General features: G+C 65.9%; 12 protein-coding genes. 7 read left to right on the top strand and 5 right to left on the bottom strand.

Translation table 11 applies throughout. The features are described from left to right. Positions 1-1280, top strand: a 1280-nt coding sequence (locus CXY83_RS11410) for a M23 family metallopeptidase (protein WP_233200825.1), incomplete at its 5' end; no start/stop codon positions are given. Between the two features lie 103 nt (positions 1281-1383). Here the strand turns inward: CXY83_RS11410 and CXY83_RS11405 are convergent. Next, positions 1384-4740 carry an efflux RND transporter permease subunit gene (locus CXY83_RS11405; protein WP_104197443.1) on the bottom strand — a complete coding sequence of 1119 codons (3357 nt, stop codon included), beginning with the start codon at positions 4738-4740 and terminating at the stop codon, positions 1384-1386. A gap of 46 nt (positions 4741-4786) precedes the next feature. On the opposite strand from CXY83_RS11405, the gene CXY83_RS11400 reads away from it, so the two are divergent. After that, positions 4787-5407: a YitT family protein gene (locus tag CXY83_RS11400; protein ID WP_104197442.1), complete on the top strand. Its 621-nt coding sequence runs from the start codon at positions 4787-4789 to the stop codon at positions 5405-5407. A 113-nt stretch (positions 5408-5520) separates the two neighbouring features. Here CXY83_RS11400 and CXY83_RS11395 read toward each other — a convergent pair whose 3' ends face one another. Beyond that, entirely contained in the window at positions 5521-6687 is a 1167-nt protein-coding gene (locus CXY83_RS11395; protein ID WP_104197441.1) for a M20/M25/M40 family metallo-hydrolase, read from the bottom strand. A gap of 141 nt (positions 6688-6828) precedes the next feature. On the opposite strand from CXY83_RS11395, the gene CXY83_RS11390 reads away from it, so the two are divergent. From CXY83_RS11390 to CXY83_RS11375, 4 genes are all read left to right on the top strand, one after another. Then, positions 6829-7623, top strand: coding sequence for a CPBP family intramembrane glutamic endopeptidase (locus CXY83_RS11390; RefSeq protein WP_104197440.1), 795 nt, complete (start codon positions 6829-6831; stop codon positions 7621-7623). A gap of 88 nt (positions 7624-7711) precedes the next feature. Next, positions 7712-8665: a DUF4097 domain-containing protein gene (locus CXY83_RS11385; protein ID WP_233200823.1), complete on the top strand. Its 954-nt coding sequence runs from the start codon at positions 7712-7714 to the stop codon at positions 8663-8665. Continuing rightward, complete coding sequence (locus CXY83_RS11380) at positions 8662-9426, top strand: PadR family transcriptional regulator (RefSeq protein WP_104197439.1); 765 nt, start codon at positions 8662-8664, stop codon at positions 9424-9426. Before CXY83_RS11385 ends, CXY83_RS11380 begins: the two co-directional genes overlap by 4 nt. 133 nt (positions 9427-9559) lie before the next feature. Next, positions 9560-11701, top strand: a complete 2142-nt coding sequence (locus CXY83_RS11375; RefSeq protein ID WP_233200821.1) for an APC family permease — start codon at positions 9560-9562, stop codon at positions 11699-11701. A gap of 36 nt (positions 11702-11737) precedes the next feature. Here CXY83_RS11375 and CXY83_RS11370 read toward each other — a convergent pair whose 3' ends face one another. Then, positions 11738-12823, bottom strand: a complete 1086-nt coding sequence (locus tag CXY83_RS11370; RefSeq protein ID WP_104197438.1) for an NAD(P)-binding domain-containing protein — start codon at positions 12821-12823, stop codon at positions 11738-11740. Between the two features lie 152 nt (positions 12824-12975). Here CXY83_RS11370 and CXY83_RS11365 point away from each other — a divergent pair, with 152 nt between their 5' ends. Next, the gene (locus CXY83_RS11365; protein ID WP_104197437.1) at positions 12976-13269 is read left to right on the top strand and encodes a DUF3073 domain-containing protein; all 294 of its coding nucleotides are present in this window, start codon (positions 12976-12978) and stop codon (positions 13267-13269) included. 125 nt (positions 13270-13394) lie between these two features. Here the strand turns inward: CXY83_RS11365 and purM are convergent, their stop codons facing one another. Continuing rightward, a complete protein-coding gene (gene purM / locus CXY83_RS11360) occupies positions 13395-14516 on the bottom strand; it encodes a phosphoribosylformylglycinamidine cyclo-ligase (RefSeq protein WP_104197436.1) in 1122 nt (373 codons plus the stop codon). Continuing rightward, positions 14513-16102, bottom strand: coding sequence for an amidophosphoribosyltransferase (gene purF, locus CXY83_RS11355; protein ID WP_233200819.1), 1590 nt, complete (start codon positions 16100-16102; stop codon positions 14513-14515). Before purF ends, purM begins: the two co-directional genes overlap by 4 nt. Between the last annotated feature and the right edge of the window lie 9 nt (positions 16103-16111).

The raw sequence follows: 16111 nt of genomic DNA, 5'->3' as shown, positions 1-16111 counted from the left end.
CCACCGCAACCCCGCCCCCCACTGCGGAACCCGTGCCGGAACCGACTGACGGTCCCATTCCACCGGTGGCTGTACCCCCGCAACCAACCCCCGGACCGACGGTCGATCCGATTCCGGTCGCACCCACCGATTCCGTGGCGGCGTCAGCCCAAGCAGAAGCTGCGGCAGCCGCTCAGGTAACAGCCACCGCCCGGGCGACTGCTGCACGAGCGCGCGCCGAACAGCGTGCCGCGGCCGCGCAGGTCGAAATCCAGCGCGCTTCCGCCCAGGAACTCAGCGTGGAACGGGCCGCAGCGTTGACGACGGCCCTCACCCACTCGCAAACCACGCAGGCTGCGCTCGACACCGCTCGCGGCGACCTGGCAGCAACGCAAGCACGTCAGACGAGCGCGCAGGGCCGCGCAACTCTCGTTCACCGACTCGCCGTTGAGGCCTCGCAGCAAGCAAGCGTCTCTGCCCAAAGCTTCGCCGTAGTCGCACGCAGGCTCGCCCAGCAACGAAACGGTGCCGGAATCGCCGACGTCTTTCTCGGCGGGCACTCACTCGGCAACGTGCTCGACCAGCTCAGCACGCTCGACCAGCTGAACCGCCTGGCCGACAACATCGACACGATCCAGGCCAATGCCGAAGCTGACCAGGCGCGAGCCGTCAAGCTCAGCCAGCAGGACGCCGAGACTCGCGCTGCTGCCAGCTCAGTACCGGTCGACGCGAGCCAGGCGACATTCGACGCAGCCTCGAGCGACTTCGAGGCGGCAGGTCTGGCGCTCGCCTCCGCAGCATCGCAGGCGTCGAACGCCGCCGCGACCCTGGCGGCTCTCAATATACGCCCGATCATTCGCACCGACTTCGGCCAGCTCAGCGAGCAGGGTTGGGCCAACCCCGTGCAAGGTGCCATAACGGATGGCTACGGGCCACGCCCGCTTCGTCCGCTCCCCGGAGTTGGCACGTTCCACTACGGCACCGATATCGGGGCGAGCTGTCGGGCACCCGTTTTTGCAGCCACATCGGGAATCGTGCGGGCAGCGGGCTCCGTGGGAAGTTACGGCAATTGGATTCTGATCGACCATGGGGAGGGTGTGCAGACGGGCTACGCCCACCTCGCCAGCGGTGAAACCCTGGTCGCTGCCGGTGATCCGGTCACCGCCGGCCAGCAGATAGGCAGCGTCGGCAACACCGGCCTGTCTACCGGCTGCCACTTCCACGTCGAGGTGCGGGTCGACGGCGTGCGTATCGACCCGCAACCATTCTTTCTGAACCGCGGCGTCATTCTCGGCCGTTGAGGGCACGGCGCATCCGCCCGAACGTGCGGGGCCGGAACGAGCCGGACGGGGTTTGATTCAGCTGAATTCAAGCAGTCCGATGAATTCAGGCAGTCCGATGATTTCAGGCAGTCCGACGCATAGCGCGGCGTTCTCGTGCGCCCTCGACCAGTAGGTAGAGCACCGGAAGTACGATCAGGGTCAGCACAGTCGAGGAGATGAGCCCGCCGATGACCACGAGGGCGAGCGGCTGCGAGATGAATCCGCCGTGGCCGGTGAGGCCGATCGCCATCGGCACCAGGGCGAAGATGGTGGCGAGCGCCGTCATCAGAATGGGCCGCAGCCTGCGGCTCGCTCCGGCGACCAGGGCGTCGAATACCGCCAGGCCGCGCCGCCGGTACTGGTTGACCAGGTCGACCAGCACGATGGCGTTGGTCACCACGATCCCGATCAGCATGAGCACCCCGATCAGGGATGGCACGCCCAGCGGAATGCCGGTTACAACCTGGAGCGCGATCGCCCCGGTCGCCGCGAACGGCACCGACACGAGCAGCAACAGCGGTTGTAGCAGCGACCGGAACGTTGCCACCATCACGATGTAGACGATGAGGATGGCAACCAGCATCGCCACTCCGAGTTGCTGGAATGCCTCGGCCTGATCGGCGCTGACCCCGCCGAGCGTCGCGGTCGCTCCGGTCGGCAACTTCGTATCAACGAGCATCTGGCTCAGCTGCGCGTTCGCCGTGCCCAGATCATCGCTCGCGGGAGTCGCTGAGACGGTCGCCGTGCGCAGCCCCTTCGTCGTCGTGAGGGTGCTCGGTCCCTCGACCTGTTCAACGGTGGCGAGGGTGTCGAGGGCGACCGATCCGGCGCGGGTCGGGATCTGCACGGCTGCGAGATCAGCGGCTGTCGTCGGCGGCGACTGCGCCGACAGGTACACGGTCAGGTTGGTCTCGTCGATCACAATCGATCCAATGGAGCTCGGCTGCATGGCCCGCGACACGAGCGTGCCGAGAGCGAATTCGCTCAACCCGGCAGCAGCCGCAGCCTTCCGGTCGACCGTGACGGCCAGGTACGGCAGCGAGGAGGCGAGAGTGTTCGCGCTCTCCCTGATCGCCCCGAGTTTTTGCACTGCAGTGAGAATGGTCGTCGTCGCGGTCTGAAGGTCGGCATCCGTTGCGGCCGTGATATCGACGGCAATGTCGGAGGAGGCCCCGAATCCGCTTGCCGCAGCCACAGAGATCTCGCCCACGTCACCCAGTGCCGTCAGTGCCGTGCGCGCCTGGTTTTGCACCGCATCGGCATTGGCACCGTCGGCTGTGGTGATCGAATAGGTCACGGCGCTCGAGCTGGGCGCACCGCCGCGAAACGCGCTCGCTGCGCTTCCGCCGCCGATCGACAGCTGCACGATGTCGATACCGTCGAGGCCCTGCAGCGCGGTCTCGACCGACGCGGATGCCGCATCCTGCGCGGCCAGGCTGCTGCCCACTGGCAGCGTTTGCGTCACCCGAAAGGTGTCCTGCCCGGTTGATCCGAGAAAGTTCACCTTCATGAACGGCACGAGCGCGGCCGTTCCGCCGAGCACGAGAACCGCCAGCAGCAGCGTCGCGACGGCATGCTTGAGCGTGAATCGAATGACCGGCAGGTACCCCTGCTGCAGCCGCCCCGGGTTCTCACCGGCCTCGGCCGCCGCCGACAGCCCCGTCGAAGCGGATGCCGCTGCGGCGTGCCGCGAGCGGGCGCCGTTCGCCGGAGCGGACGCGTGAGCCACCACAGCCGGACCGGCACCGATCACGCCGTCAGTGGCCAGGCCAGCAGGAGCCAGGCCAGCAGGAGCCAGGCCAGCAGGAGCCAGGCCAGCAGGAGCCAGGCCGGCCGGGGCTGCCTCCTGCGGCACGATTCCCGGTGCCAGGTCGGTGGGGCGCTCGTCATCGGCGACCACCAGGGTTTTCGGCGCTCGCAAAAACCAGAACGCGAGTACGGGAACGATGGTCAGTGACACGAGCAGCGAGGCGAGCAGGGCGATCGTCACGGTGAGCGCGAATGGGCGAAACAATTCCCCGGTCGATCCGCCAACGAAGGAGATCGGCAGGAACACTGTGACCGTGGTGACCGTCGACGCGGTGATGGCCCCCGCGACTTCGCGCACCGCGAAGACGATCGTGGCGGCGCGGTCGGCGCCGGCAACAAGGTGCCGTTTGATGTTTTCGATGACCACGATCGAGTCGTCGACAACCCGGCCGATGGCGATCGTGAGCGCTCCGAGGGTGAGGATATTGAGCGAATAACCCACGCCCTGTAAGCCGATGAAGGTGATCAGCACCGAGGTCGGAATCGAGATGGCCGTGACCAGGGTGGCGCGCACCGAAAGCAGGAACAGCAGAATCACGATTACCGCGAAGCCGAGACCGAGCAGGCCTTCCTGGGTGAGCGCGTCTATCGACTGCTGGATGAACGGCGCCTGGTCGAACACGACCGTGAACGTGGCCGGAGCGACGGCCGCCTCGAGCTGCGGCAGGATCGCACGTACCGCCCTGGACACGTCGACCGTGTTCGCGGCGGGCACCTTGGTGACGGCGATAGTGAGGGCCGGTTTGCCGTTTACCCGGGAAATGCTGGTGATCGGGTTTTCCACCAGGGCGACCGTCGCGACGTCGCCGATGGTTGTGGGGGCGGCATCCGCTGCGGCACCGACGCCGGCACCGACGCCAGCACCGACGACGCCACCGGTGAAACCGGCCGAGCTGGCCACGAGCGGGAGCGCGATGATGTCCTCGACCGAGTTGAGTTTGCTGCCGGCCTGCACCGACAGTGTCGTGTCACCCTCGGTGATGGCGCCGGCCGGAACCAGCGACCCGTTCTGCTGGAGCGCATCCCGGAGGCTTTGCGTGCTCCATCCGCGCGCGGCAAGCTCATCGACGTTGGGCGTGATCGTGACGCGGCGGCCGATATCGCCGACCAGGGTGGCGTCGCGCACGCCGGCCACGTCTCGAATGTCACCGAGCACGCTGCGCTTCAACTGGTCAGCGAGCGCCACGGTGTCACTCGAGGCGACCGCGAGCGAGATCACCGGAAAGTCATCGATACTGCCGCTGATCACCTGCGGGTCGACGTCGGCCGGCAGCACGTTCTTAATGCGGTTGATGGCCTGGTCGATGCGGGATTCGGCCTTGACCAGGTCGGTGCCGTAGGTGAAGGTGGCGCTCACCAGCGACGAGTTGGTGTCGCTCGTCGTCGACGTCGTTTCGAGGCCGACGAGGCCCTGGATGGCGGTCTCGATCGGGGTTGAAACGTCGTCGTTGACGACCTGCGGCGACGCCCCCGGGTAGCTGGTCGACACGAGCAGCTGCGGAAGCTGCAGGGATGGAATGAGCTCCTGCTTGAGGCCGGTCAGGGCCAGGCTGCCGAACACGGCCGCCACGATGGTGATGAGGGCGATCAGCGCCCGGTTCTTCATGCTCACTACCGCGAGAAAATGCACCCGCTCAGTATGCCAGTCCGCACAGTGCGCCCGACCTTTAGACTGAATGCTCGTGACTCGTCGACTGATCCAACTGCTGATTGGCCTTTTTCTCTACGGAATCGGCATTGCACTGATTGTGCGCGCTGGTATTGGCGTGGCCCCCTGGGATGTGCTCACCCAGGGGATCGACAATCACACGCAGCTCGGCTTCGGGCTGATCACGATTCTGCTGAGCGGGGTCGTGCTCCTGCTGTGGATTCCCATTCGGCAAAAGCCCGGCGCTGGAACGCTGCTGAACGCCGTGCTCGTGGGGCCGGCAGCCGATGTGGGCCTGTGGCTGATTCCCGCCAACCTCGATCTCTGGGCGCGCATCGTGTTGTTCGCTGTCGGTCTCCTGACCGTGGCTGTCGCCACCGGCCTCTACATCGGGGCGCACTTCGGCCCCGGCCCGCGCGATGGCCTGATGACCGGCCTGCACAAGCGCACCGGCTGGAAGATCTGGATCGTGCGGACCGGCATCGAGGTGATGGTGCTCGGCATCGGCTGGGCGCTCGGGGGCAACGTGGGAATCGGCACCGCACTGTTCGCCGTGCTGATCGGTCCCCTCTGCCAGCGTACGATCCCGCTCTTCGCAATCAAACGTGCGGTCCGCGCGGCCGATCCCGCCCGCGCCGGGACCGCCTAACGGGGCGACTAACGGGGCGACTAACGGGACGCCGGAGTGTGCGCGAAAGGTAACGGTCGACGGAGGACAACATCACGTCGCGCACACACTCCGTCTTCTCCGGGTCAAGCGGATCAGCCGGCTGTGAGCCCGCAGAACTCGGTGATCGTGCCCTCGAGAATATCGGCGAGCGCCCGCACCGATGGTGCGTCAGCCCACTCGATGTCGGCGTGCAAACCCTCGCCGTCGGCGCCGAAAACGACGCAGGGTATGCCCGCTTCAAGAATGAGTCCCGCGTCGGTCCAGAACGGTTCGCCACGCGTGACCGCTGTGCGCCCGAGTACCCGCTGCGCATTGGCCGTCAGCGCCCGCACGATAGGCCACTGCGGCTCGGCCTCAAAGGCAGCGCGGGCCACCAGTCTGGTCAGCGCGAACTGGAACTGCGGTTCTGCCACGGTCAACGCGGTCAAGAGTGCGAGCAATTCGGTCTCGACGCTCTCGGGTGACTGACCGGGCAGCATCCGTCGTTCGACGGTGAGGACGCAGCGAGCCGCAACCGTGGCCGCGTCGTCGCCGCCGGCAATCTGCGACACTCGAACGGCGCCGTGGCCGAGCGTGGCATGCGCCGGGGCTGCGTTGAGCCGTTGCTGCAGGCCGTCGAGGGCGCGTAACACGAGGCCGGCATGCCAGATGGCGTCGACGCCGAGCTCGGGCTGTGAGCCGTGCGCGGCGAGGCCGGTCAGCTCGAGTTCAAACCAGGCGAAGCCGCGGTGCGCTGTGGTGAGTTCGAGGCTGCTCGGCTCGACCACCAGGGCGGCGTCGGCCCGAAAGCTGCGCAGCACCTCCTCGGTGCCGATGCTGCCGAATTCTTCGTCGGCGACCAACGTCACGATCACATCACCGGCTAACTCACCAGCGGATGCCCGCGCCGCCGCCACGAGAATGGCCGCGACCCCGCTCTTGGTATCGACGGCTCCGCGCCCGTACACCCGGCCGTCCCGGAGATCGCCGCTGAACGGATCGACCGCGCCGGGAGCGACGCCGACCGTATCGAGGTGGGCGTTGAGCATGAGTGAGCGGCCGGTGCCGGTGCCGCGCTTCACGCCGACGACCGACGGGCGCCCGGGAGTCTGCTCCAGCACCGTGACGTCGAAACCCTGCTGCCGCAGCCACTCACTGCACCAGATCGCGATCTCGGCCTCCCCCGCGGCTCCCGGCACGAGGTCGGGATTGACCGAATCGATGCGCACGAGCTGCTGCAAAATCGTGACGGGGTCGCTCGCAGGGGGTAGACGGGTCATCCCTAAAATCTAGGCCCTCCCGCGAGTGCCACAGAATCGTTGCTGCTGGCGTGCTGAAGCATCCAGTCACCCGCATCGCGATGCCACGTAACTGTTTGCCCGCTTTCGCGGAATTAAGCGCTGCCCTCGGTAGGGTGCAGCATGAGCAAAACGGCGCGGTGGGGGCTGGTTCCGGCGGCGCTGGTGAGCGCATCCGCTGTGCTGCTCTTCGCATTGCGGATGCCGCTCCCCGGCTACGCGACGCTGGCCGCGGCGCTCGTGCTCGCGTTTCTGATCGACCGGGCTTTATTTCGCGACCTGTTGCTGCTTGCCATTGGTCTTGGCATCATCAGCTCGATCTCGGTCGCGGCGAACATCAGCTACCCCAACATCGCGCTCATGGGCACGGTACTGAGCCTGTCGGTGCTCGTGCCGTACCTACTCTCGCGCTACTACTTTGGGGAACACGCGATTCGGTTTCCGATTCGCACCGGGCAGCGCTGGACCAGGCTCGAACGGGCCTACCTGCCGCTCGTGGTGCTGCTCGGGTATCTCATTCTTCCAAGCTATTTCATCGGCAGCGGCGCGTACCAGAACTGGCCAGCGGTGACCGCGCCCGATGAGATCGCCCGGCTGTTCGTGGGCGTGGGTTTTGTGGGTATCTGGGATGAACTGTTCTTCATCTGCATCGCGTTCACCCTGCTGCGGCGGCATTTCCCCGACTGGCAGGCGAATATTCTGCAGGCCGTGATCTTCTCGTCGTTCCTGTGGGAGCTCGGCTACCAATCGTGGGGTCCGCTGCTGACCGTGCCGTTCGCGCTGCTGCAGGGTTACACCTTCGCCCGCACCCGGTCGCTGACCTATGTTGTCTGTGTGCACCTGCTCTTCGACCTGGTGGTGTTCCTCGTGCTCGTGCACGCCCACAATCGCGACTGGCTGGCTATTTTTCTGTATTGACGCTCGTGCACCTCTCAGGAACGCGCTATATCGTGTCTTCCACAACACGCGATATAGCGCGAGTTCATATTTTTGAAAGGACAACCCAGTGTCACTGGAAAAATGGCTGGTCGCCCCCGGGCAGACCAAGATAATCGACGTCGAACTGGTGCGTAAGCTCAAGGTTGGCCTCATTGGCGGGACGGTCGATATCATCGGCCATGACGAACCCGGCGCGCGCATCGAAGTGCACGGCGTCACCGGCAAAGATTTGAAGATCTCGATGGACGGCGACCGCCTCGAGATCGACCACCCGCAGCTACGCTGGGATAACTTCATCGAGGTGTTCGCGTCATTTCGCGGCACCGCACGCGCCGAGGTGAGCCTCTCCGTTCCCCGCGACGTCGCGCTTCGCTTCGGAGTCGTCACGGCCGATGCCCTCGTCTCGGGACTGCGCAACGACGCCAAGCTGAGCACCGTCTCCGGCGATATCGTCATCGACGACGTGCAGGGCGACCTCGAGCTCAACGCGGTGAACGGAGAAATCTCGGTGCGCAATCACGTCGGAACGCTCTCCGTGCACACCGTATCGGGCGATATCACAGCCAGCGGCAGCATCCGTCAATTCACGCTCGACGGGGTCTCGAGCAACGTGTTCCTCGACCTGGCCGGCTCGCCGGACCAGATCGTGACGAACACGGTCAGCGGCAACCTCACCGTGCGGCTCGAACCCGGCGTTGCCGCGCGCTACCACCTCAACACTCTCTCCGGCACACTCCAGCTCGACGAGCACACCGTGCGCACCGCTTTCGGCAAAGGCTACGAGGGCTCCACCGGCGCCCTCGACGGCAGCTGGCTCGACGTACGCTCCAACTCCGTGTCTGGCGACATCTCGGTCGTGCGCACAGAGACCGTCGGCGCCGAACCAACCGGTACAGCATCGACCAGCGCAACATCAACCAGCGCAACATCAACCAGCGCAGCATCGACCAGCGCAGCATCGACCAGCGCAGCGGATGCCGCACCGCCAGCCTCCCCCGATACGCGGCAGGACCCGGCATGAGCGCCATGTTCGCCCACGGCAGCCTGCGCCTCTACCTGCTGAGCCTGCTCGCCGAGCGGCCCCGACACGGCTACGAGCTGATCCAGGCACTGAGCGACCGGTTCGGCGGAACGTACAGCCCGAGCGCCGGCACGATCTACCCGCGGCTGGCCAAGTTCGAAGAAGAAGGACTCGTCACCAAGCAGACCGACGGCCGCAAGACCGTCTACGAGATCACCGATGCCGGCCGCGCCGAACTGCTCGCCCGCAACGGCGAACTCGGAGCAATCGAAGACGAGGTGACCGACTCTGTGCGGCGCCTCGCCGACCAGGTACGCACCGGCGTCAACTCCGCCATGAAAACCCTGCGAGCCGACCTCGCCTCGGCCGCGCGGGAGGCCCGCGATGCCACCAAGGCCGACCCGCGCGGCTACGATGGCACAGCCGGTTCGTGGGATCCAGCGGGCTCGTCGACCGGGGAGCGACCCTGCCCGATGCCGACAGCCGCCGAAGAACCGCCGCCCGAGACATCGACTACCGACGCATCGACTATCGAGACATCGACTACCGAGACAGCGACCGCTTCGGCATCGACTGCGCGCCACGACTCCACGCGCGCCCTGCGCGAGGCCGACATGGTGCTGAATGAGTTTCGGCAGCAGCTGCGCGCCGACCTGCGCACGCAGGCCTACCGGTCGACCCTGCCGCCCGACACCGTTTCGACACTCCGTCGAAAGCTCGTCGACGTGCGCGCAAGCATCCTCGCCATCCTGCATCCGTAGCCCTGCACGGCCTGGGTTGTAAGGCCGGCAATTTTCGCGACACGCCGTTTCTTTCGGCCGCTCAGCACGTCGTGTCGAAATTTTTCCGGTTGGACATCGGCCGATCGATTTGACACGGAACCGGGTAGGTGTAATGTCGACCCTCGTGACACCCGAGGCGAATGCCCCCGTACCAGAGAACCGATCACCGAAACGGTGGATCATCGGCGATCCGCTCCCCACCGAGCATTTGGACGGCCAACTGCTGCCCAAACACCTCGCCCTGCCCATCTTTGCGAGCGACCCGCTGTCGAGCGTGGCGTACGCGCCGCAAGAACTCCTCATGATCCTGACCCTCGGCGGGCTGGCATTCCTGAGCTTCGCGCCGTGGGTCGCCGCGGTCGTCGTCGTGCTGCTCGTCGTTGTGGTCGCGTCCTACCGCCAGCTGATCAAGGCGTACCCATCGGGCGGCGGCGACTACGAGGTCGCCCACAAGAACCTGGGTGAGAAAGCCGGCCTGGTCGTCGCATCCGCCCTGCTGGTCGACTACGTCATGACCGTGGTCGTGTCGGTCGCGAGCGGCGTGGACAACATCATCTCGGCGATACCCGCGCTGGCCCCCCTGCGCGTCGAACTCGCCGTCGTGTTCATCATCCTGCTCGCGGCAGCTAACCTGCGCGGCGTTCGGGAGTCGAGCAAGGCCTTCGCCGTGCCGACCTACCTGTTCATCGGCAGCGTGCTGCTCATGATCATCGTCGGCCTGGTTCGGGCACTCCTCGGCGATGCACCGGTGGCCGAATCGGCTGGCTATGACGTGCAGGGCGAGAACCTCGCGCAGGCCGCTTTCATCTTGCTGCTGCTGCGCTCCTTCGCGAGCGGATGCTCCGCCTTGACCGGCGTGGAAGCGATCGCCAATGGGGTGCCAGCGTTCAAACACCCCAAGGTCAAAAACGCCCAGCGCACGCTCACCCTCATGGGCGGCATCGCCATCGTTCTGTTCGTCGGGCTGACCACCCTCGCCCTCATCTCCCAAGTGCACTACGCAGAACGTGCCTGCGACCTGATCGGCTGGGCCGAGTGCGCTACAGCTCCACAGCGCAGCCTGATCGCCCAGGTCGCCGCGGCAACGTTCGGCGACTACTCCATCATGTTCTTCGTGCTGCAGGCGGCCACAGCGGCCGTGCTCTTGCTCGCTGCGAACACGGCTTTCAACGGCTTCCCACTGCTCGGATCGGTGCTTGCCCGCGACTCCTACGCGCCGAAGTCGCTCAGCACCCGCGGCGACCGTCTCATCTACTCCAACGGGGTTGTGCTGCTCGCCCTCGCCGCCTGCGTGATCATGGTGGTCTACCGGGCCAACCTCACCGTGCTGATTCAGCTCTACATCATCGGCGTGTTCGTGTCGTTCACGCTCGGCCAGACCGGCATGGTGCGACACTGGCTGAAACTGCTCAAAAAGAATCCGCCGAACCGGGGCTCGATCATTCTGAGTTTGTCGATCAACGGTTTTGGCGCGGCACTGACCGGCGTCGTGCTCATCGTCGTCACCGTGACGAAATTCACCCACGGCGCGTGGCTGGTGTTCGTGATGATGCCGGTGCTGTTCTTTCTCATGATGGGCGTCAACCGGTATTACCGCGACGTCGCGAAGGAGATCGAAGTCGACCCGATCACGACCTTCGGATCGCAGGGCGACCATGCAATCGTGCTCGTGGGCAAAATGCAGAAGCCCGTTCTGAAAGCCCTCGACTACGCCATCGCGGCGCGGCATGTCAGCTTGGAAGCGGTGCATGTCTCCATTGACACCGTCGAGACCAAGGAACTCAAACGTGCCTGGGTCAAGCAGAACATCCAGGTGCCATTGCGCATCGTCGCCTCGCCCTACCGCGACATCAGCTGGCCGCTGATCAACTACATCAAGGAGCGTCGCCAGGATCACGGTTCCGAGGTCATCACCGTGTACACACCGATCTACATCGTCGGGCATTGGTGGGAAGGCTTGCTGCACAACCACAAGGCGCGCCGGCTGCGCCAAAAACTCATGCTCGTGCACGGCGTCACCATTGCCCTCGTGCCCTGGCTGCTCGACTCCTCTGAGCTCATCTACGGCCGCCGCTCCCGCCCGATCCCCGGTCAGGACCGCCGTGGCGAGCCCGTGCGCTCCCGGCCGGTGTCGCGCCGGCCGCTCGCTCCACCCACGGGAACGGCCGAGACCGCGACGAAGTCGACCCCGATCGTCGGAACCGTTCCGCCGCAGTCGCGACCGTCGGCATCCCGTCGCCGCAAGCGCAAGTAGCAGCGTCACCGCTTCAGCAGCGCGGTGGGCGTCGGGCTACAGCCTGGCCATGATCTGCCGGGCGATGATGCGACCGGCTCGGTTGGCGCCGACGGTGCTCGCCTGCGGGCCGTAACCGGCGAAGAAGATGCGCGGGTCGGTCCAGGACGCACCGGAAGTAACCGAAACACCGCCGGCCTTCTCGCGCAGCTTGAGCGGGGCCAGGTGTCGCAGCTCCGGGCGAAAACCGGATGCCCAGACGATCGCGTCGGCCTCGGTGAAGGTTCCATCGCTCCACCGCACGCCGGTCGGCTCAATGCTCGAAAACATCGGACGAGCCACGAGTAGTCCCCGGTCGATGCCGGCCGCAATGCGGCGCGTGACCGGCACCCCGGCACCGCTGACAATACTCGGGAGGGCTTTGCCAGCCCGGGCCGCGCGATCCTGCGACATCACGGCCGCCACAGCGGTCACCTCCGCCAACTCGTCGGTGTGACTGAAATCGATCGGACGACGTGCTACCCAGGTCAACTCACTCGCCACCCCTTCGAGCTCGAGCAGGAACCCGATCGCCGAGGTGCCGCCGCCAACGACGATCACCCGCTGAGCCTCGAATGCGTCGCTCGAGACGTAGGTCGCCGTGTGCACCTGCGTACCCTCGAAGGTGCCCGCTCCGGGGTAGTGCGGCACGAACGGCGCGCCCCAGGTGCCGGTCGCGTTGACGATCATGCGTGCGTCGGTTTTCTGGTCACCGAACACCGGGGAACTCGTGGCCACGACCAGGTTGGACTGCAGCGGAACCACGCTGGTCACGGTCACCGGCCGCACCACGTTCAGGTCGAAATGCTGCTCGTAGTCGCGGTAGTAGTCGCTGACAACGTCGCGGGCCGGCACGGTGTGGTCGGCCGTGTCAAAGCTCAGGCCGAGTTCTTTCATGCCGGGAAGGTCGTTGACACGGTGTGCCGACCCGAGCTGCAGGGCCTGCCAGCGGTGCTGCCAGGCGCCGCCGGTGCTCGGGCCCCGGTCGAAGATGATGAAGTCGCGGCCGGCCACCAGCTCGAACCGACGCAGGTAGAAGCCGACGGACAGCCCGGCCTGGCCGGCGCCGATGATGACGATGGGCACGCTGACGTTGCCCGTCATGTCACCCCATTCCTACGGATTAGCCGTGCGAACGGCGTCCGCGGGGCACAAGGCCCGTCATGCTAAACTAAACTCTAGTTTTTACACATTCCGTTCGGCAAATCCCGAGGGTCTCGCGACCTGCTCGGCCAGGCATCGTAAGGGGGTCACGCATGGGGCGCGGCCGTCAAAAAGCAAAGCACACCAAGGTAGCTCGGGAGCTGAAGTACTTCAGCCCGGATACCAACTACAACGCGCTCGAACGCGAGCTGACCGGGCATCCATCCGATCCTCGCCTCGACGAAGACCTCGCCAAGTGGCCCGAGTATGAAGCGGACAAGGCGAAGAGCGCGGCCGGTGACGGCGCCACGGATTCGTCGGATTCCGCGGACGACGACGACGATCCCGACGACGATGACCGTTACGTGGACCACTACGCGCCCGAAGACGAGAAGAAGCGCGCTTAGCCTGCAACGGCGGGCGGCGACATCCGCTCGCCCCTGGCGCGCTCCGTGATCAGGGGCGGCGTCTCATTCGACGTCGCCCGTGCTGCCGAAGGCGGTCGCGCCCGGCCCTCGACGGTTACGCTGCGCTACTTCGCGTAAGTCCCGACGAGGCGCACTGCGCCGCCGTTGACGCCCTTGGCGCCCTGCTCGAACCCCGTCAGGTCGTGCGCAGCGCGCGAGACGCGGCCGGTGACCCAAGCGGGAATTCCGCTCGTGGCCAGACGGGCTATGACCGATGAGGCAGAGGCCGCATCCACGACGGCGAACATGCCCACTCCGAGGTTCCAGGTTCCCTCCGCGCTTTCCAGCGTGGACCCGGCCATGTCGCCGAGCACCCGGAACACGGGTGCCGGCGACCAGGTGGACCGGTCCACCTCGACCCACGACCCAACGGGTAACACGCGGGCGAGGTTTGCGGCAATGCCGCCGCCGGTGACGTGGCTGAGCGAGTGGATGGCGCCGGCCAGCGCAGGCTCATCGAGCACGTCGAGCAGGGGGCCGGTGTACAGTCGGGTCGGCTCCAGCAGGACTTCGCCGACCATGCCGCCCAGTTCAGCCGACATGTCGGTGTAGCCGATGCCGCGTTGCGCCAGGATATGGCGCACGAGCGAGTAACCGTTGGAATGCAGGCCACTGGAGGCCAGCGCGATGACCACATCACCGGAGAGCACCTTCTCGGCGCCGAGCACCTGGTCGGCCTCGACCACGCCGGTGGCCGCGCCGGCCACGTCGTAGTCGTCTGGACCGAGCAGACCGGGATGTTCGGCGGTTTCACCACCGACGAGAGCGGTTCCGGTCTCGGAGCAAGCGCGGGCGATGCCAGCCACGATCGAAGCGATGCGCTCGGGCACGACCTTGCCGCAGGCGATGTAGTCGGTCATGAACAGCGGGCGTGCACCGACCACGATGATGTCGTCGACGACCATGCCGACCAGGTCCTGGCCGATGGTGTCGTGCTTGTCGATCGCCTGGGCGATGGCGACCTTGGTGCCGACACCATCCGTCGACGTGGCCAGCAGGGGCTGCCGAAATTTGGTGAGGAACGACACGTCGAACAATCCAGCAAAGCCACCGACACCGCCCCAGACCTCGGGGCCGTGGGTCTTGGAGACGGCCGATTTCATAAGCTCAACGGCAAGGTCACCGGCCCGGGTGTCGACTCCGGCTGCTGCGTAGCTCGCGTTGGTCGAAGTGCTGGAGTTGCTCATTCTGGTCTTCCCGGGTCACCGAACGGTACTTGGCCCAATCGCGCAAGGGCTTCTTCTTTACGAACGAAGGGCGCCAGCACGGCTTCCAGTTCGGAATCCGGGCCGGGGTCGCATCCGTTTGATGCCGCCGGGCGCTCGAGCAGGTTCTTGCCAAGGTGCTGCGCTTCTGGCAATGCGATCGGGTAGATGCCCGTGAAACACGCAGTGCAGAGGCGTTCGCGCGGCTGTTCGGTGGCTTCGATCATGCCGTCTTCGGAGAGGTAGCCGAGGCTGTCGGCGCCGATCGACTGGCGCACTTCGTCAATTTCGAGGCCGGTCGCGACGAGTTCGGCGCGGCTGGCAAAGTCGATTCCGTAGAAGCACGGCCAGGTGATCGGCGGGCTCGAGATGCGCACGTGCACCTCGGCGGCGCCGGCCTCGCGCAGCATGCTCACGAGGGCGCGTTGCGTGTTGCCGCGCACGATCGAGTCATCGACCACGATCAGCCGTTTGCCCTTGATGACGTTCTTGAGCGGGTTCAACTTCAAGCGGATACCGCGCTGTCGGATGGTCTGCGACGGCGCGATGAAGGTGCGACCGACGTACGAGTTCTTGACCAGGCCCTGGCCGAACGGAATGCCCGACGCCTGCGCGTAGCCGATAGCCGCCGGAGTACCGGATTCCGGAGTGGGAATGACGAGGTCAGCCTCGACCGGGTGCTCGGCGGCGAGCCGGCGCCCCATCTCCACCCGGGCTTCGTGCACGCCGCGACCCGCAATGGTGGTGTCGGGGCGGGCGAGGTAGACGTATTCGAAGACGCAGCCCTTGGGCTCGGCCTTCGCGAATCGTTGTGTGCGCAGCCCGTTCTCGTCGATAGTGATGAGCTCACCCGGCTCGACCTCGCGCACGAAGCTGGCACCGACGATGTCGAGGGCTGCGGTCTCAGAGGCGACGACCCAGCCGCGTTCGAGGCGTCCGAGCACCAGTGGCCGCACGCCCTGCGGGTCGCGGGCCGCATAGAGCGTCGTTTCGTCCATGAAAACGAGGCAGTAGGCGCCGCGGAGGCGCGGCAACACTTCGAGCGCAGTGGCTTCGAGGGTGTGATCGAGATCGCCGGTGAGCAGGGCGGTGATCACTGCGGTGTCGGTGGTGTTACCGCGGGCGAGTTCGCCATCAACCTGCGGATATCGTTCGCGCACGAGCTGCAGCAGCTCGGCGGTGTTGGTGAGGTTGCCGTTGTGGCCGAGGGCTACCGTTCCGCTTGAGGTACGGCCGAGGGTCGGCTGGGCGTTCTGCCAACTCGATGAACCCGTCGTGGAATACCGGGTGTGGCCGACGGCGATGTGCCCGAGCAGGGTACTCAGCGAGGCCTCATTGAAGACCTGCGAGACGAGTCCCATGTCTTTGTAGATGAGGATCTTGCTGCCGTCACTCGTAGCGATTCCGGCCGATTCCTGACCGCGGTGTTGCAGCGCATACAGCCCGAAGTAGCTGAGTTTGGCTACCTCTTCACCGGGAGCCCAGACACCGAAGACGCCGCAAGCGTCTTGCGGGCCCTTTTCGCCTGGAAGAAGATCGTGATTTAACAGTCCGTCGCCACCAGGCAAGCCGCAGCC

This window comes from Cryobacterium sp. M15 (assembly GCF_002929675.1).
Taxonomy (GTDB): Bacteria; Actinomycetota; Actinomycetes; order Actinomycetales; family Microbacteriaceae; genus Cryobacterium; species Cryobacterium lyxosi.
The sequence above is the reverse complement of the archived record's forward strand: the minus strand, read 5'-3'. Positions and strand labels throughout refer to the sequence as shown.